This is a genomic window from Streptomyces sp. NPDC049541, from assembly GCF_044465725.1.
GTDB lineage: Bacteria > Actinomycetota > Actinomycetes > Streptomycetales > Streptomycetaceae > Streptomyces.
Map to the genome: position 1 here is coordinate 525518 of NZ_JBITLY010000004.1, position 17738 is coordinate 543255.

Below are 17738 nucleotides of genomic sequence, written 5' to 3' on the forward strand. Positions count from 1 at the left end.
AGGACCGCACCGACATGAGCAAGCCGCTGAAGCAGATCCATCTGGCCGCGCACTTCCCGGGCGTCAACAACACCACCGTGTGGAGCGACCCGAAGGCCGGCAGCCACATCGAGTTCAGCTCCTTCGTCCACTTCGCGCAGACCGCCGAACGCGCCAAGTTCGACTTCCTCTTCCTCGCCGAGGGGCTCCGGCTCCGCGAACAGGGCGGGAAGATCTACGACCTGGACGTCGTCGGCCGCCCCGACACCTTCACCGTCCTGGCCGCGCTCGCCGCCGTCACCGAACACCTCGGCCTGACCGGCACCATCAACTCCACCTTCAACGAGCCCTACGAGGTGGCCCGCCAGTTCGCCAGCCTCGACCACCTCTCCGGCGGCCGCTCCGCCTGGAACGTCGTCACCTCCTGGGACGCCTTCACCGGCGAGAACTTCCGCCGCGGCGGCTTCCTCCCACAGGACGAGCGCTACTCCCGCGCCAAGGAGTTCCTCACCACCACGCAGGAGCTCTTCGACTCCTGGCGCGGCGACGAGATCATCGCCGACCAGGCCACCGGCGTCTTCCTGAAGGACGCGAAGGCCGGCTCCTTCGTCCACTCCGGCCAGCACTTCGACATCCACGGCCAGTTCAACGTGCCGCGCTCCCCGCAGGGCCGCCCGGTCATCTTCCAGGCCGGCGACTCCGACGAGGGACGCGAGTTCGCCGCCTCCTCCGCCGACGCCATCTTCAGCCGGTACGCCACCCTGGAGGCGGGCCAGAGCTTCTACAAGGACGTCAAGAAGCGCCTCGCCAAGTACGGCCGCCGCACCGACCAGTTGCTCATCCTGCCCGCCGCGAGCTTCATCCTCGGCGACACCGACGCGGAGGCCGAGGAACTGGCCAAGGAGGTGCGCCGCCAGCAGGTCAGCGGGGCCACCGCCATCAAGCACCTGGAGTTCGTCTGGAACCGGGACCTGTCCTCCTACGACCCGGAGGGCCCGCTGCCCGACATCGACCCGGACATCAGCGACAACCACATCTCCAAGGGCCGCGCCCAGGTGCGCATGTACCGCGACCCGCTGGCAACCGCCCGCGAGTGGCGCGAGCTGGCCGCCGCCAACAACTGGTCCATCCGTGACCTCGTCATCGAGACCGGAAACCGCCAGAACTTCATCGGCTCCCCGGCCACCGTCGCCAAGGCCATCAACGACTTCGTCCAGGCCGACGCCAGCGACGGCTTCATCCTCGTCCCGCACATCACCCCCAGCGGCCTCGACGTCTTCGCCGACAAGGTCGTCCCGCTGCTCCAGGAACAGGGCGTGTTCCGCACGGAGTACGAGGGCCCGACCCTCCGCCACCACCTGGGCCTCGCGCACCCCGGCGAGGCGTCGGACGAGCGGGTGGCCTCGTGAGGTTCCTCGCGATCACCCTGATCGTGCACCGCCCGGACCCGGTCACCGGGGTGCAGAAGTCCACTCACGACCGGTTCCGGGAGGTACTCGACAACGCCCTGCTCGCCGAGGAACTGGGCTTCGACGGATTCGGCGTGGGGGAGCGGCACGAGCGGCCGTTCATCTCCTCCGCGCCGCCGGTGGTGCTGAGCCACATCGCCGCGCTGACCAAGCGCATCCGCCTGTTCACCGCGGTGACGACCCTCAGCCTCCTGGACCCGGTCCGCGCCTACGAGGACTACGCCACCCTCGACCACCTCTCGAACGGCCGCCTCGACCTGATCATCGGCAAGGGCAACGGCGCCGCCCAGCGCGACCTGTTCCATGTCACGCCCGAGGACCAGTGGGACCGCAACGCCGAGAGCTACGAGGTGTTCCGGCAGATCTGGCGGCAGGACAAGGTCACCGCGGCGACCCGCTTCCGTCCCGAGCTGGCGGAGGCGGAGGTGTGGCCGCGCCCCTACCAGCAGCCGGTCCGGGTCTGGCACGGCAGCGCGACCAGCAAGGAGTCGGTCGACCTCGCCGCCCGCTACGGCGACCCGCTGTTCTCGGCCAACGTCACCAACCCCATCGAGCCGTACGCCGAGCTGATCCGCCACTACCGCGAGCGGTGGGAGCACTACGGCCACGACCCGGCACGGATCGCCGTCGGCGCGGGCACAGCGGGCATCCATGTCGCGCCCACGACCCAGGAGGCGCTGGCCGCGTACCGGCCGGTCTTCGAGTCCAACCTGGCGTTCTTCAAGAAGGCCGGTCTGCCGGTCGTCTTCGAGACCCTGGAGGACTTCGTCGAGCGCAGCTCCGCCCTGATCGGCAGCCCGCAGCAGGTCATCGACAAGGTGCACCGCTACCACGAGCAGTTCGGACACACGGTGGTGCACCTGCACGCGGACGCGAGCGGACTCACCGACGCCCAGCACCGCGACTCGCTGGAGCTGTTCCAGTCGGCGGTGGCCCCGACCCTGCGCAAGGCCATCCCGGACCCGCCCTTCGACTGGGGCCCCGTGCTGCCGGGAACGCCCACCACTGAGGAGCCGGCCCATGTCTGACATCCCCCTCGGCGTCCTCGACCTGGTGCCGATCTCCTCCGGTTCGACGGCCGCCGACGCCCTGCGCAACTCCATCGACCTGGCCCGGCAGACCGAACGCCTCGGTTACGCCCGCTACTGGTTCGCCGAACACCACCTCAACCCGGGCGTCGCGGGCACGTCCCCCGCGGTCGTCCTGGCCCTGACGGCCTCCGCCACCTCCACCATCCGCCTCGGCTCGGGAGCCGTCCAACTCGGCCACCGCACCGCCCTGTCCACGGTGGAGGAGTTCGGCCTGCTCGACGCCCTGCACCCCGGCCGTCTCGACCTGGGCCTGGGCCGCTCGGGCGGCCGCCCGCCGGGCGAGAAGGCGACCGGGCCGACGGCCACCCCGGTCGTCGACGGGCGCGCCCCCAACGGCCTGCTGATCCCACCCCGCTTCTCCTTCGAACGCCTCCTCGGCTCGCCCCGGATCGCCCTGCAACGCAGACTGCTCCTCCCCCCGAACGCCGCATCGCAGGACTACGCCGAGCAGATCGACGACATCCTCGCCCTGCTGGCCGGCACCTACCGCTCCCCGGAGGGCGTCGAGGCGCACGTGGTGCCGGGCGAGGGCGCCGAGGTCGAGGTGTGGATCCTCGGCAGCAGCGGCGGCCAGAGCGCGGAGGTCGCCGGCGCGCGCGGCCTGCGGTTCGCCGCCAACTACCACGTCAGCCCGGCCACCGTCCTGGAGGCGGTGGACGGCTACCGGTCCTTCTTCCAGCCCTCCGACGTCCTCGACAAGCCGTACGTCAGTGTGTCCGCGGACGTCGTGGTCGCCGAGGACGACGAGACGGCCCGCGAACTCGCCACCGGCTACGGCCCGTGGGTGCGCAGCATCCGCACCGCCGAGGGGGCGATCGAGTTCCCGACGCCCGAGGAGGCACGCGCCCACCCCTGGACCGACGAGGACCGCGCCCTCGTGCAGGACCGCCTCGACACCCAGTTCGTCGGCTCCCCGGCGAGGGTGGCGGACCAGCTGGAACAGCTCCAACAGGCCACGGATGCCGACGAGTTGCTCATCACGACGATCACCCACGACCATGCGGACCGGGTGCGGTCGTACGAGCTGCTGGCCGAGGAGTGGAAGCGGCGGTGAGACTCAGCACCCGGAACCGGTCGGGGCGAACACGATCCGGGTGTGCCGGTCCGCCGCCTGCGCCCGGTCGTAGATCCCGCGGGTGACCCGGTACCAGACGTCGTCCCGGGCCTTGACGCCGTTCACGTCGTCGAGGCTCACGCACCACCGCTCGGGCCGGACCACCCGCCGGTAGGTCTCCGTACCCTGACGGACCTTCCGGCAGCTCCGGTAGCGCTCGGTGGTGTACCAGACGCGGGTCGTCCTGTGGGTGCCGGAGCCCGAACGCGAGGTGTGCCGGACCTCCTTGGTGGCGGACGTGCACCTGCTGACCAGATGGGGGCGGGTGTCCGTGACCGTCTTCCGGGAGAGGTGGCGGACGGTGTCCCGGAGCCCGGAAACGGTTTCCGGGCTCGGCTGGATGTGCCCTCCGACGTTGTCCTGCGTGCCGTTGTCGGTCCCGCCGCTCCCGCATGCGCCGAGCCCGGCCATGAGGACGGCCGTCACTCCGGCAGCCAGCAGCCGACGCGTCATGAACATGTCTCTCCCTGAGGTCGGCGGCCAGCGTAGTCGATCCCTGGCCGAAAATGATCGCTCCGGAGGTCTCGGTAAGAGCTCGACATGAGCTCGGTATGACGCAGGGCGATCGCCGGGCGCGGCGCGGTACGGGCGCTGGGGGCGGCGTAAAGTGCCTGGCCGGGTCCGGTCGGGTGGCCCGACATGCCGTGGAGGGAGCGCGCGATGGCAAGTCCGCCGGAACTCACCGTGGGGCGGCTGCTGTCCTCATGGCAACCGGACCTGCCCGCGCTGCTGCTCGTCCTGCTGCTGGGCGCCTTCTACGGCTGGGGCGTCCTGCGGCTGCGAGGCCGGGGCGAACGCTGGCCCGTGTCCCGCACCGCCGCCTTCGCGGGGCTCGGCCTCGGCACCCTCGTCGTGGCGACCATGTCGGCCCTCGCCGTCTACGACCGTGTGCTGTTCTGGCCGGCCGCGGTGCAGAACATCCTGCTCGACCTCGTCGCACCGCTCGGCCTGGCACTGGGCGACCCCCTGCGACTGGCCGTCCGCGCCCTTCCCGAACGGGCCGCCGGGCGCGCCCAACGGGCGATGGCCGGGCGCCTGGTGCGCCTGCTCACCTTCCCGCTGGTCAGCACGGCCCTGGTGCTGGCGACCGAACTGACCGTGTACTTCACCCCGTACTTCGAGACCGCCCTGCGCCACGGCTGGCTGCACCAGCTGATGTATCTGCACCTGCTGCTCGCCGGCTGTCTGTTCGTGGTGCCGGTGCTCACCCGCGAGGAGACGCTGCCCGCCTGGTGCACCCACCCGGTGCGGGCCGCGCTGGTCTTCCTCGACGGCATCGTCGACGCCGTCCCCGGCATCGTGGTCATGACCCACGGCACGCTGATCGCCGGCGCCTGGTATCTGCACCACGCCCCGCCGTGGTCCCGGGACGTACAGCATGACCAGCAGCTCGGCGGCGGCGCGATGGTCGGCATCGCCGAGCTGGTGGCCCTGCCCTTCCTGCTCGCCATCCTGGTCCAGTGGGCCCGCACCGAACGGGCGACGACCGCCGCACTGGACCGCCGCCTGGCGACGGAACTGGTCCCGGCGGCGCCGACGGCGGGGCAGACCGAGGGGCAGAGCGGGTCGCCCGACCTGGTACGCCCGTGGTGGGAGACCGAGAACAGCGAGATCGCCCGCCGCATCCGGCAGCAGTGACCCGCTGACCCCGCCGCCGCTTCCCATGGCAAAGTGCAGGCCGTGGATCCGAAAGCGGGGGACGGTGCTGTGACGGAAGCGGCGAAGGATGTGCGGGGCCTGTGGCGGCAGCGGGACTTCATGCTGCTGTGGAGCGGCCAGACGGTCAGTGAGATGGGATCGGCGGTCACCGAGGTCGCTCTGCCGCTGCTCGCGGTCGTCGCGCTCAAGGCGAGCACGTTCCAGGTCGGGCTGCTGACCGCGGCCACCACCCTGGCCTTCGCGGTGATCGCGCTCCCGGCGGGTGCGATGGTGGACGGCGCCGCCAAGCGCTCCATCATGATCGTCTGCAACCTTCTCCGTCTGGTGGTCATCGGCTCGGTTCCGCTGGCCGCGGCGTTCGGTGTCCTGACGATGGCGCAGCTGTACGCGGTCGCGGTGGCGGCCGGTGTGTGCTCGGTGTTCTTCGACGTCTCGTACCAGAGTTATGTGCCGTCACTCGTCCGTTCCGAACACCTGATGAGCGCCAACGGCAAGCTCGGGACCACCCAGGCGTTCGCCCAGCTCGCGGGACCGGGTCTGGGCGGCGGCCTGGTCGGGGTGTTCGGTGCCGCGGGGGCGATGACGGCCGACGCGGTCTCCTACGCGGTCTCGGTCCTGTCGGTCCTCGGGATCAGGACCCGGGAGGAGCCGCCGCCGGCGCGCCCTGCGGACGAGACGCTGCGGCAGCGGATCGCCGAGGGCCTGAGGTTCGTGTTCGGGCACTCCATTCTGCGCAGGGTCGTGGCGTGCACGGCCACCGCGAACCTGTTCGGCGGCATGGGTTCGGCGCTGGCGATGGTCTTCCTCATCCGGGTGCTGCATGTGCGCCCCGCGCTCACCGGGCTGGTCATGGCGGGCGCGGCCATCGGCGGGATCGCCGGAGGAGCGTTGGCCGGCCGGCTCGCGAGGAAGGTCGGCTCGGCGCGCATCATCTGGGTGTCGATGCTGGTCTTCAGCGCGCCGCAGGTCGTCGCGGCGGCGGCCTGGCAGGGCTGGGGAGTGCTGCTGTTCCCGCTGGGCTGGGGCGTCGCGTACTTCTCCGGGATGGTCTACAACGTCGCCCAGATCAGCTACCGGCAGTCGGTGACACCGCCGGAGCTGATGGGCCGGATGAACGCGGCCGTCCGCTGGGTGGTGTGGGGCACGCTGCCGCTCGGCGGCGTCCTCGGCGGGGCGCTGGGCACTCTTATCGGGGTGCGGCCCGCACTCTGGCTGGCCCTCATCGGTTCGTGGGCGGCCGGCTGGTTCGTGTTCTTCTCCCCGCTCCGCCGCATGCGCGATGTCCCACAGGCCGCGCCGACGTCCGACCCCGTTGTCACGAGTTGACGCTGATCGCCCTCACCAGCGCGGCAAGCGACTCCTCGGGGGTCGCCCCCGCGGTGTCCACGACGATGCGCTCGCGGTCCCACGGCTCGTACTGCCTGCCGACGACCTCTGCCCGGTCCGGCAGGGGCAGTTCGGGGATGTCCACCGACCGTGATGCCACGCGCCGCCGGTGCTCCGCGCATCCGAGCAGACCACCTCCACCTCGGCCCAGGCGACACCCGCCCGCACCGCCGCGTCCCGCCAGGCGTCCCGTGTGACCGCCAGGGGATTCACCGGCTCGGCGATCACGGACAGGCCCTGCCGCAACTGCTCCTCGGCCGGCGCGTACCCGACGAGGTAACCGGCAGGCCCCACGGGATGCCGGGCCGGCCCGGACCTGACCAGTGCCTGCTCGATGGTGTCCACCCACACTGGCACCGCGCCGATCTCCGCGGCCAACAGCCGGGCAAGGGTGGTCTTCCCGGTGGCGGGCAGACCGCCGATCACGACGAGCATGCGCTCATCGCCCGCCCGCCCGCCCGCCCGCCCGCCCGCCCGGACCGGACCCGGATCCGGTCGTCGCCCAGCTCCGGGCGGCGGGGTCGAAGCCGACCGCCGCCGCACCGGAGACCGTGAGTCCGCACGGCAGGGCACGTCGTGACGGTGTGTGGGACTTGGGCACAGCCACCTCGCACGAAGTGGGACTATCCACTCCCTGTGACCCTAGGCGAGTTGGGCCGGTTGCGGTGAGGTGCCATGCCGTCCGCGGGGGAGTGGGTCAGGTCATTCCCCGTCGGTGAGCGACGCGCGGGTCGGCTTGCCCAGGGCCCAGAAGAGCACGCCCAGGAGCATGAACCCGACCAGCGGGACGGCCTCCGTCAGCAGGTACTTCCAGCGCTCGGCGTGACTCCAGCCGTCCGGCGCGTAGGCGGATCCGAACCAGTGGTCGCCGAGCCCGGGGGCGACCAGTTGCACGCTGGCGAACAGGATGAGTGCGCTGAGCACGATGCTGATGATGCCGGGGATGGGCGCCTTGTACGGGCGGGGGACGTCCGGGGCCTTGCGGCGCAGTACCGCGAGTGCCGGGAAGATGCCCAGGTAGCTGACGAGCGTGGTGGAGACGGCGAGGCCGAGGACCGCGCCGAAGAGCTTGGCCGCGCTGCCGTGGGTCAGTTCGTGGGCCAGGACCAGGACGACGGTGGAGACCAGGCCGCTGAGGATGTTGACCCGCACCGGGGTGCCGAAGCGGCTGGAGATGACGCCGAGGAAGCGGGGCGCGGCGCCGTCGTAGCCGGAGACGGCGAGGGCGCGGTCGGAGCCCATGATCCAGGTGACGCCGGACGACAGCACGGTCAGGATGAACATGATCGCGGCGAGGTCCCCGAGCAGGCTGCCGGCGCCGCTGAGGGTGGCCGTGCCGTCGGCGGCGACGTGGCCGCCGTAGACGGTGAAGACCTGCCGGATCGCGTCGAGGAACCCGCCGAGACCGGTGACGGCCTTGACCGGCAGGACAAGAAGGATGCCGAGGATCGGCAGTGCGTACAGCGCGACGGAGAGGGCGGCGCTGCGGAAGATGGCGAAGGGCACGTCCTTCTGGGCGTCGGTCATCTCGTCGCCCGCGGTGTTGGGCAGTTCGAAGCCGACGTAGTTGAACATCAGGACCGGCACCAGAGCGACGAAGCCCGCGTACGTCGGCGAGAAGTCACCGGCCCCGAAGCCGTGCAGGCCGTGCTTGATCCCGTAGATCACGACGGTGACGGTGAACAGGCCGAGGAGGACGAAACGGCTCCAGGCGCCGAGCGTGGGGATCCACTTGCCCACGTCGAAGGAGAGGATCGCGGCGAGGACGCCCACCCAGACGAAGAGCAGGGTGAAGACGTAGAAGGCCGGTGTGCTCAGGTCCTTGCCGTCGTTGAAGAAGGTGGTGAAGGCCGTCACGGCGGAGACGGAGAGCGTGCCGCCCAGCCACACCGGGTTGGTGATCCAGTAGAGGAAGTTGTTGACGGCGCCCGCGAGGCGACCGAAGGCCCGGCTGGTCCAGATATAGGGGCCGCCCTCCTCGGGGAACGCGGCCCCGAGTTCCGCGGTCAGCAGCGCGGAGGGCACGAAGAACACGAGAGCCAGCACGATCAGCCAGGTGAACGCCTCGGCTCCCTTCGATGCCACGGTGCCGATGGTGTCCACGCCGACGATGGTGCACAGGAGGAAGAAGAGAATGTCGAAGCGACTGAAGTGCTTGCGCAGCTTCTGCCGCTCCGTCTGGGCCGTTGCCGGCTCGGACGCGATCTCGCCAACGGTCACGGGAGCTCCTGCGTGCGCGCGGGGTGGTGGATGCGATTCGGCCAATGATCGACGCCGCCGCACAACCGCACAAGCGTTCCTGTACAAGTTTTGACCATCGCCTGGGGCGCGTTACTGCGCCGGAAACCCAGCCGAAACATCTGACCCGGCAGGAGCGGGGCGGGTGGACAGGACAGCGCCGTCGGAGCGGGCCTCCAGCGCCCGCACCACGGCCACCATGTCCTCGCCTCCATGACCCTGTGCCACCGTTTCCCCGAACAGGGCGTGGCAGACGTCGAGCAGCGGGGAGGCCAGACCTGCCGTGCGGGCGGCCTCCGCGATCAGTCGGTTGTTCTTGAGGACGTCGGCGGCCGCCGCCTGGACGGCGAAGTCACGGTCCAGCAGTTTGGGCGCCTTCACCCGGGAGACGGCGCTGGCCATCGGGCCCGCGTCCAGGACGTCCCGCAGCAGCCGCGCGTCGAGCCCGTGCCGGTCGGCGAAGTGGAACGCCTCGGCCAGCCCGGTGACCAGAGTGATCAGGAACAGGTTGACCGAGAACTTCATCAGCAGCGCGCCCGGCACGGGGCCGCAGTCGAACGTCTCCCGGCACATGGGTGCCAGCAGGGGCCGTACGGCCGCCACGGCGTCGTCGTCCCCCGCCAGCATCGCCACCAACTGCCCCTGCTCCGCCGGGACTCGGGACCCGGAGACCGGGGCCTCCACGTAACGCCCGCCCGCGCCGTGGACGGCCTCCCGCAGTTCGGCCGAGTACTCCGGCGAGGTCGTGCCCATGTGGACCACGGTGTGTCCGGCGACCCGCGCGGCGAAATCCGGGGTGCCGCGCCCCAGGACCGCGTCGACGGCGCTCTCGTCGGCCAGCATCAGGATCACGGTCTCCGCCCGGTCGAAGACCCCGGCGGGGTCGACCGCGATCTCGGCTCCGGCGGCCCGCAGGGGCTCGCACCGGGCCGGTGTGCGGTTGAAGACGACGAGAGGTGTTCCGGCGCGGGCGAGGTTGAGCGCCATGGGCTGCCCCATGACCCCGAGGCCGACGAAACCCACGTACACGATGTACCACCGTCCTGGCCGATACCGCTCCGGCCGGAGCGGAGACCGACTCCCTGCGCCCCGGACTATGACAGCGGTCATAGTAGCCCGTGCTATGACGGCAGTCATAGAGTGCAGGGAGTCGTCGACGCTTCGAGTGGTGGGAGGAGACCGAGGATGTCGGCCGCAGAGGCGCCGCGGCGTGGACCGCGGGAGCGGATGGTCTTCGGGGCGGCCCAGCTCATCCGGCGCGAGGGGGTCGCCGCCACGGGGATGCGGGAGGTCGCCGCGTATGCGCAGGCGCCACGTGGTTCCCTCCAGCACTACTTCCCCGGCGGCAAGGAGCAGCTCGTCAACGAGGCGGTGGGCTGGGCCGGGAGATACGCCGGCAACCGTATCGACCGCTTCCTCGCCGCGCTGCCCATGCCGACACCCAGCGGACTGTTCGCCGAGATGGTGCGCCAGTGGACCGACGAGTACGAGACCGCCGGATTCGCGGGCGGCTGCCCGGTGGCCGCCGCCACGGTCGACCGCGCCGAGTCCACCGCGTCGACGCGGGAGGCCGCGGCCGCCGCGTTCGGCACCTGGACCGGCTCGGTCGCCCGGGCTCTCACGGACATGGGCGTACCCGAAGACCGGGCCGGGGCGCTCGCCACCCTCATGATCTCAGCCCTGGAGGGGGCGATCCTCATCGCCCGCGCCGAGCGGAACGTCCGCGCCCTGACGAGCGTCGCCCGGGAACTGGGCCCCCTCCTCGACGCGGCGGTGGTCAAGGACGGCGCCTGACCCCTGCCCGGCTCACTCCTTCCAGTCGAGCTGATGCTCGGGAGTCCCCACCGACCGGCCGTACGCGATCGCCTCGGCGCGGCCTGCCGCATCGCCGCGCCGATACCGGAACACCTTCTGGGCGAAGACGACCACGCGCTCGTCCCCCGCGGTGAAGTCCGCGTACCAGCCGTTCTCCGGCTCCAGGGCTTCGGCGAGCGCCTCTGCGAGGCCGCTCACGTCGTCGCTGTCGGTCTCCCATTCGACGAGCGTCCACAGCCGGGGCTGCGCGGCGCTCGCGCTTGCCGAGACGTCCAGGCGAGTGACGTTGCGCAGATGTAGCCCGGGGGGCTGGAAGACCGCGCCGGGCCGGAGGCTCTCGCCGATGACGTATCCACTGATCTGTGATCGACTCATGCCTCGAAGCTAGCGGCCGCCACTGACATCGCCCCGGAACGGGCCTCACTGCAGCGACCCCGGACATGGGTCGGGGACGGTCTCCCTCCCCCGAAGGTGACCGTCCCCGACCGCTCCCCCGGCGCCGGACTGTGGACCGGCTGACCGCGTGGGTGCGGATCTGTGCTGTCACCAGCACATGACCGCTGTTTCCCCCGGTCCCCACGCGGAGTACAGGCGTACTCGGACGAAGTAGCGGCGGCCCTTGACGAGCCGGGCCCTGAGGGTGGCGTTGTGCGGTGCTCCGCCGTCGTCCCGGCCGGCGAGGTAGCGGGGTTCCCCGTTCCGCTCCTCGAAGACCACGAGGACGCAGTCGCTCGCGCCGAAGGTGCCGAGGGTGTACTCGCGGGTCTCCGGCGGGTCGACGGTGAAGTCGGCCTGCTCGCCGGGGCCGAGGCCCAGCGGCGCCGAGCGGAAGGGCACCAGCGCGGGCGGCCTCGGCACGTCGGCCGGCGGGTACCAGCGCAGTACGAACTCCTTGTCGCCCGGGGAGAGCGTGCCGGGCGGGTGCAGGCCGCCGCGGAACTGCTCCGGCTCCAGAATCAGACCGTCCGAGAACGGATACTCCATGATCGACTGCGGGTCCCAGACGGAGCCGTTGACCTCGTCCGGGTCGAGCTTGCGCAGGATGTTGACGTACGTCCTGTCCCGGCTCCAGAAGTTCGGCGGGCCCGCCAGCTCGGCGTAGACGGCCTCGTCGTCCCAGTGGATGCCGGCGAACGGGCTCTGGTGCTCGTGCAGCATGCCGATCGCGTGACCGATCTCGTGCAGGGCCGTCGCGCGCTCCCCGGGCGCGGTCAGGTCCCAGCCGAAGTTCATGGTCCGTTCGTTCTGTCCGGCCTGCAGACAGTCCTTGCCCACCATCGACCAGGAGCCGTCACCGAGCTGGAACCCGATGCGCAGCTCGGCCTCCGAGCGGTCGCCGACCTCGACGAAGGACACGCCGATGCCGAGGCCCTGCCACTCCTGGAAGCACTCGCGCACCACATCCCGCTGCTCCGCGGCGCCGACCCACGACACCCGGCGGGACTGCCCGGTCCCCGGTACGGAGATGACCGACCCGTCGGTGTCGCCGTCGAAGAACCAGTAGTGCAGCACGGTGCCGTTGACCCACATCGACCGTCCGCCGATGAGCGCACTGAGCCGCTCGGCGGTCAGCCCCGGTGCGAAGGCGGGGGCCGACTGCTGCACGAGGGAGCAGTAGCGTCCGGTCATGCGCACAGGTTGCCGTGGGCGGTGTCACAGGCGCCTGAGTCGAGGGCTACTCAAGTCACCCTGTATCAGGGTTGAGTACTCGCGCTCATACTCCCGTGACGACTTTCGAACGCGACGCGAAGGCCCTGGAACTGCCCTGGCAGTTCACCGGACGTGAGGACGAGCTCGAGCTGATCCGCCGCTCCCTGACCGCAGGCCGGCACGGCATCGTGGTGACCGGCCCGGCCGGCAGCGGCAAGACCCGGCTGGTCACCGAGGCCGTACGGGGCAGCGACCGCACCCGAGCGGGCGGGACGCCCGAGACCCGGCACCTCCCCTTCGCCGCGTTCGCCCATCTGCTGCCCGAATCGGTCTCCCTGCACCGGGCGGTCCAACTCCTGTCCGGGGTACGGCTCCTGGTGGTGGACGACGCGCACCTGCTCGACGACGCCTCGGCCGCCCTCGTGCACCAGCTGGCCGTGCACGGCCGCACCCGGCTGATCGTCGTCGCCGCCGACGGCGGCCCGTGCCCCGAGGCGATCTCCCGGCTGTGGACCGGCGAACTGCTGCCCCGCCTCGCCCTGGAGCCGCTGCCCCGCGAGGACACCGAACAGCTCCTCGCGGCGGGCGTCGGCGGCACCCTGGAGCCGCTCACCCTGAACCGCCTCCACCACCTGTGCCGGGGTGATCTGAGGCTGCTGCGCGAACTGGTGGACGCGCTGCGCGAGCAGGGCCTGCTGACCCGCCTGCTGCCCGACACGGAGGAATGGGCGTGGCGGGGCCCGGTACCGGTGACGGCGACCGTCCGCCGGCGCACCGCCGAGCTCCTCGAACGCCCCGGCCCCGACGAGCGCCGGACGCTCGAACGCCTCGCCTTCGCGGAGCCGCTGTCCCTGCACCTGGACGAACTCGACCTGCGGATCCTGGAGAACCTCGAGGCCGACGGCCTGATCCGCATCGACGACCAGGCAGACCCGGGCGACCAGGGCACGGTCCGCCTCGCCCACCCCCTGCACGGCCCCGTGCTGCGCGCCGCGGCCGGCAGGCTCCGGGCGAGGCGGCTGGCCCGTACCCCGGCCCAGTGCGCCGGGGCCCTCGCCGCCGAATCGGCCGCGCTGATCCGCCGGATCGAGCAGGCGGACGTACGGCCGCTGCCGACGCCCGTGGGGGAGTGGCTCGCGCAGGAGGGCGCACCGGTGCCCGCCGGGTACGCGGCCGTACGGGCGAGGTTCTCGCGGCTTCGGGGGGAGCTGCGGGAGGCGGCGGCCTGGGCGCGGGAGGGGCTGCGGGACGCGTGGGGGGACGCGTCCTGCCGCACCGAACTCGCCCTGGCCGCCGCCCAGTCGGGGGACGCGGCGACCGCCCGGGACGCCGTGGCGGGCTGCCCGGAGCCGGCCGAGCCGTCCGCCTGGCTGATCGCGGCCCGCGGGGACGTGGACGGGGCGCTCGCGGCGATCGGCGAGGCCACCGACGGCATGGTGCAGGGATACGGCGACGGCAGCGATCGTATGGCCGCCGGCTCCGACACGGCGTTCGCTCTCTACGACGCCGTACGCCTCGGAGCCCCCGAGAAGGTCGCCGAACGCCTCCCGGCCGACGGCGTGTTCGCCCAGCATGCCGAGGCGCTGGCCCGTGGTGATGGACCGGCGCTGGACCGGGCCGCGGAGGCGCTGGAGGAGCGCGGCTTCCTGCTGTTCGCGGCCGAGGCGTACGCGCAGGCGGTACGCGCGCACCGCGACCCGCGCGCCGCACGCACCTCACGCACGCGTGCCGTCGCCCTGGCCCGCCGCTGCCAGGGCGCCCGCACCCCGGCCCTGTCCGGGCTGGTCCTGGGCGAACTGACCGCCCGCCAGCGGCAGATCGTCACCCTGGCGGCCGCGGGCCTGAGCAACCGCCAGATCGCGGAACAGCTGACGCTGTCCATCCGCACCGTGGGCAACCACCTCTACAGCGCCTACGCCCGCCTCGGCGCCAGCGACCGGGGTGCCCTGCCGTGGCTCGTGGAGCTGCCGGACGCGCAGCCGGCCTGAGCCGCGCCCGAGACCCGGCGGTCTGACCCCCAGTATTCGGGGGAGGGGTCAGGCCGCCGACCGGCGTCTCCCGTCAGGCGTAGGTCCAGCGCCACCGGCCCGAGCTGTACGCGCACTTGATCGGCGTGCCGTCCGCGGTGGTCGTCGTGGCCCCGTGGTCGCTGTTGCGGCAGAACTGCCCCGCCGAGTAGCAGTTGCCCGAGTTGGACGTGATCGAGCAGGTGCCCACGCTGTCCTGGCCGCTGCTGTCGCTGCCGCTGTCGGCTGCTTGGGCGGCGGCGGTTCTGGTGACGGTGACCGTGGGGGCGGGCTTTGCCTTGGCCTTGACGGTTTCGGTGACCGTCGGGCCGGGCTCGGGCGTTGCCGTCACCGTCGCCGTGACGGTCGTGGCGGGCTTGACCTTGGCCTCGACGGGCTGCTTGTCGCTGTTCGCGGGGGAGGCGATCAGCGCGCCCGCGAGGAGCAGGCCCGCGCCGCCGAGCCACACGCGCTTGCGCTTGTGGAGCGGACGGATGTCCGGCGGGCGGGGCGGCGGAGGTATGGGTGCCGTGTACGGGTTGGTCATCTCGTCCCCCTGGGTGTTTCGGGTGGAGTGACCGTAGTGCCCTACATGGAGGCATGTGAAGAATGCGTGAGGGGAGTGATCATTCCGTAACTGTCGTCCGGGGGTGCGAACAGGGCTCGACCCCGACCCGGCGAGTTCAGGCCGCCCCGAACGCCGTGAACGCCCACCCCGTCGCCTGGTGCAGCGCATCCCCCGGCAGTGAGGCGCGCGCGTCGCGCAGGGCTTCGGCCAGGGACAGGCCCGCGCTCAGGCCCTTGTGCAGGGCGAGCATCAGGGGCACCACGGCGTGGTCGTTGACGGGGGCGCTGCTGGCCAGGACTCCCGCCGTGCCGAGCGGCAGCAGGGCGGTGACCAGGCCGAGGAGTTCGTCCGCGCCGACCGAGGCGAGGCGGGCGGTGTCGCAGCTGGACAGGATGATCCGGTACGGGCTGCGGTCCAGGCGTTCGAAGTCGTGCACGATGAGCGGGCCGTCGGCCATCCGTAGCGCGGAGAACAGGGGACTGTCGGCGCGGAAGGTGCCGTGCGCGGCGATGTGCGCCAGCGCGGCGCCGTCGAGTTCCTCCAGGACGCGCGGCACGCGCGCGTCCTCGTGTTCCAGGAGGGTCGGTCTGCCGTAGCGGTCGGCGAGTTCGGGCACCTCCGCGCCGCCGGTGGCGAGCCCCGGCCCGCGCACCAGGACATGGCGGCCGCCGGGCGGCGGCTCGGTCTCGTGGGCGCGCAGCCAGCTGCTCGCCGACGGCGACACGCTCAGCACCCGCTCCCGCAGCGACGGCAGCAGCGCCCACGGCACACGGTGCAGCCGGCTGGGCGGTACGACCACAACCGGACCGCTGCCCAGCTGTGCGGCGGCCGGGCCGAGCAGCAGCTCCTCCAGCCGGCGGCCCATCGCCTCGACCACCGGAAGCCGTGCCTCCGCGCCCGGGTGGGCCAGCCTGCGCAGACCGGCCTGCACATGCTCGGCCTCGGTTTCGGCGTCGGCGAGCAGCCCCGCCTCGAACCGCCGTACCCGCCCCTGCCCGCACAGCAGCACCTGGACCCTTCCGTCGAGCACGGCCAGCTCCACCAGCCGCACCTCGCCCAGCCGTTCGAGCAGTCGGCCGGGCTCGAAGCGGTCCCCGTCGCCGGGCGCGTCGCCGCGCATGTGCAGGGTCCGGGAGCGGATCTCCCGCTCCAGACGCCGCTGTTCACGCTCCAGGACGGGAATCGGGCGGCCGTCGCTGCGGGCCTCCTCCGCGCGGGCGGCGATCTCCCGGAACGCGGTCAGGTTGCCGAGCAGGGCCGGATCGGCGGGCGGCCGGGTCGGCGGCGTGGACAGGACCGTGGCCCGCCAGCGCTCGCTCCACATCAGCAGCCGGCGCGGGCTGCCCGAGTCGAGGCTGGCCCGCTGGGCCAACGCGGCCAGCTCCGCGCCCTGTTCGGTGGCGCGGGCCCGCAGCTCGGAGGCGCCCAGCGTCATCCGGTGGTCGTCGAGCACGTCGAGTCCGCGCCGGCACGCCTCCAGGACACCCCGTCCGGAACCTGCGGCCCGCGCGCGCAGCGCCTGCGCGGCCCAGCCGGTCATCCGCGCCAGCGGCGGCCCGCTGTGCCGGCTGCGGGCGGCGACGGCCAGATGCCGCTCCGCGTCCGCAGTCCAGCCCAGCGAGAGCGCGATCCGGCCCGCCAGCAGCGAGGCCTCCGGGGCGGCCGGCGCCCCGAACGAGGCGAGCCGTTCGGCCACCGCCGCCGCGTCCGCGACCAGGCGTCCCGAGCGGCGTCCCGCGGCCACCCGCGACTCGATCAGCACCAGCCGCGCGTGCGTCTCCCACCAGCTGCGCCGCTGCCCGGCGAACAACCGCACCGCCAGCGCCGCCCGCGCGATCGCCGTGTGCGGATCGCCCGCCAGACGCGCCGCGCGGGCCGCGACCAGCAGCAGCTCCGCCTTGCGGGTGGACTGCCCGCCGATGCCGTCGAGCGCACCGATGGCCGTGTCCGCCTCGGCGAGCGCCTCCGGGGCGAGCCCGGCGGCCATCAGCACCTCACAGCGCCGGATGTACAGCATGAACGACGGTGTGCCCAGCTTGGCGTAGCGTTCCTCGGCCTCGTCCAGCAGCCGCAGCGCGAGCGGGATGTCACCCGACCGGAACGCGGCCAGGCCCCGGCTCTCCACCACGTCCGCCTTGTCGTGCTCCTGGCCCGTGGTGTCCCACTGCGCGTGCGCGGCCGTGAAGTCCGCCTCCGCCCGGTCCACCGCGCCGAGCGCCAGATGCACCGTGGCCCGCAGGGTCAGCGCCCGCGCCGTCCAGATGACGTCGTCCGCCTGTCGCAGCACGGGAATCGCCCGGCGTACGTCCTCCAGCGCCTCCCGGTGCCGGCCCAGCACCCAGGAGGCGTACGCCCGCCGGAACAGGACCCGCGCGCGGGTGTGCCCGGTGCTGACCGCGACCCCCCGTTCCAGCGCCTCCAGGCCCTGCCGGGTACGGCCGGAGTGCACCAGCGCCACGCCGAGGGTGGCCAGGATGTCCCCCTCGCGGTCGGGTGCCTGGGCGCGCGCGGCCAGGTCGCGGGCGCGGCGCAGATGGTGCAGCGCGATCCGCATGTCGCCCCAGTCCCGCTGCCAGATGCCGATCACCTGGTGTGCGACGGAGGCGTGCCAGGGCGTGGGATCGGAGTCCAGCACGCCCTGCGCCCGCGCCCGGGCCTCGCCGGGGTCGGCGAACACCATCGGCAGCAGTTCGAGAACCGAGTCGCTTCCCGCTGTCACTCAAAGGATGGTAGTGGCCGTGGTTGCGCCCCACACCGGTTTGG

At 72.3% G+C, this 17738-nt stretch carries 14 protein-coding genes and 1 pseudogene; 7 read left to right on the forward strand and 8 right to left on the reverse strand.

Annotated features, from left to right (window positions below; genetic code table 11):
* Positions 1-14 precede the first annotated feature (14 nt).
* From ACIBW9_RS18235 to ACIBW9_RS18245, 3 genes are read left to right on the forward strand one after another with little or no spacing between them, the layout of a single operon-like run.
* The gene (locus ACIBW9_RS18235) at positions 15-1388 is read left to right on the forward strand and encodes an NtaA/DmoA family FMN-dependent monooxygenase (RefSeq protein ID WP_398956100.1); all 1374 of its coding nucleotides are present in this window, start codon (positions 15-17) and stop codon (positions 1386-1388) included.
* The gene (locus ACIBW9_RS18240; protein ID WP_398956102.1) at positions 1385-2476 is read left to right on the forward strand and encodes an LLM class flavin-dependent oxidoreductase; all 1092 of its coding nucleotides are present in this window, start codon (positions 1385-1387) and stop codon (positions 2474-2476) included. The genes ACIBW9_RS18235 and ACIBW9_RS18240 overlap by 4 nt, the downstream gene beginning before the upstream one ends.
* Complete coding sequence (locus tag ACIBW9_RS18245; RefSeq protein WP_398956104.1) at positions 2469-3593, forward strand: MsnO8 family LLM class oxidoreductase; 1125 nt, start codon at positions 2469-2471, stop codon at positions 3591-3593. The genes ACIBW9_RS18240 and ACIBW9_RS18245 overlap by 8 nt, the downstream gene beginning before the upstream one ends.
* A gap of 3 nt (positions 3594-3596) precedes the next feature.
* Here ACIBW9_RS18245 and ACIBW9_RS18250 read toward each other — a convergent pair whose 3' ends face one another.
* Complete coding sequence (locus ACIBW9_RS18250) at positions 3597-4112, reverse strand: hypothetical protein (RefSeq protein WP_398956106.1); 516 nt, start codon at positions 4110-4112, stop codon at positions 3597-3599.
* 201 nt (positions 4113-4313) lie between these two features.
* On the opposite strand from ACIBW9_RS18250, the gene ACIBW9_RS18255 reads away from it, so the two are divergent.
* Together ACIBW9_RS18255 and ACIBW9_RS18260 are read left to right on the forward strand one after the other, a co-directional pair.
* On the forward strand, positions 4314-5291 hold the full coding sequence (locus tag ACIBW9_RS18255; protein ID WP_398956108.1) for a cytochrome c oxidase assembly protein: 978 nt from the start codon (positions 4314-4316) through the stop codon (positions 5289-5291).
* A 69-nt stretch (positions 5292-5360) separates the two neighbouring features.
* Positions 5361-6638: an MFS transporter gene (locus tag ACIBW9_RS18260; RefSeq protein ID WP_398956109.1), complete on the forward strand. Its 1278-nt coding sequence runs from the start codon at positions 5361-5363 to the stop codon at positions 6636-6638.
* On the opposite strand, the pseudogene ACIBW9_RS18265 reads toward ACIBW9_RS18260, so the two are convergent.
* The 3 genes and pseudogenes from ACIBW9_RS18265 to ACIBW9_RS18275 form a co-directional block, all read right to left on the reverse strand.
* Positions 6628-7133: pseudogene (locus tag ACIBW9_RS18265) on the reverse strand (AAA family ATPase). The gene ACIBW9_RS18260 and the pseudogene ACIBW9_RS18265 sit on opposite strands and share 11 nt — an antisense overlap.
* Before the next feature lie 267 nt (positions 7134-7400).
* Positions 7401-8918, reverse strand: a complete 1518-nt coding sequence (locus ACIBW9_RS18270) for an APC family permease (RefSeq protein WP_398956111.1) — start codon at positions 8916-8918, stop codon at positions 7401-7403.
* A gap of 111 nt (positions 8919-9029) precedes the next feature.
* Positions 9030-9965, reverse strand: coding sequence for an NAD(P)-dependent oxidoreductase (locus tag ACIBW9_RS18275; protein WP_398956114.1), 936 nt, complete (start codon positions 9963-9965; stop codon positions 9030-9032).
* Positions 9966-10121: 156 nt separating this feature from the next.
* On the opposite strand from ACIBW9_RS18275, the gene ACIBW9_RS18280 reads away from it, so the two are divergent.
* Positions 10122-10730: a TetR/AcrR family transcriptional regulator gene (locus ACIBW9_RS18280; protein ID WP_398956116.1), complete on the forward strand. Its 609-nt coding sequence runs from the start codon at positions 10122-10124 to the stop codon at positions 10728-10730.
* A gap of 12 nt (positions 10731-10742) precedes the next feature.
* On the opposite strand, the gene ACIBW9_RS18285 is transcribed toward ACIBW9_RS18280, so the two are convergent.
* Together ACIBW9_RS18285 and ACIBW9_RS18290 are read right to left on the reverse strand one after the other, a co-directional pair.
* Positions 10743-11126, reverse strand: coding sequence for a hypothetical protein (locus ACIBW9_RS18285; protein WP_398956118.1), 384 nt, complete (start codon positions 11124-11126; stop codon positions 10743-10745).
* Between the two features lie 168 nt (positions 11127-11294).
* On the reverse strand, positions 11295-12380 hold the full coding sequence (locus tag ACIBW9_RS18290; RefSeq protein WP_398956119.1) for a M12 family metallopeptidase: 1086 nt from the start codon (positions 12378-12380) through the stop codon (positions 11295-11297).
* Positions 12381-12475: 95 nt separating this feature from the next.
* Here ACIBW9_RS18290 and ACIBW9_RS18295 point away from each other — a divergent pair, with 95 nt between their 5' ends.
* Complete coding sequence (locus ACIBW9_RS18295; RefSeq protein ID WP_398956121.1) at positions 12476-14389, forward strand: LuxR C-terminal-related transcriptional regulator; 1914 nt, start codon at positions 12476-12478, stop codon at positions 14387-14389.
* 73 nt (positions 14390-14462) lie between these two features.
* Here the strand turns inward: ACIBW9_RS18295 and ACIBW9_RS18300 are convergent, their stop codons facing one another.
* Together ACIBW9_RS18300 and ACIBW9_RS18305 are read right to left on the reverse strand one after the other, a co-directional pair.
* A complete protein-coding gene (locus ACIBW9_RS18300; protein WP_398956123.1) occupies positions 14463-14954 on the reverse strand; it encodes a hypothetical protein in 492 nt (163 codons plus the stop codon).
* Positions 14955-15090: 136 nt separating this feature from the next.
* Complete coding sequence (locus ACIBW9_RS18305; protein WP_398956496.1) at positions 15091-17655, reverse strand: CHAT domain-containing protein; 2565 nt, start codon at positions 17653-17655, stop codon at positions 15091-15093.
* Between the last annotated feature and the right edge of the window lie 83 nt (positions 17656-17738).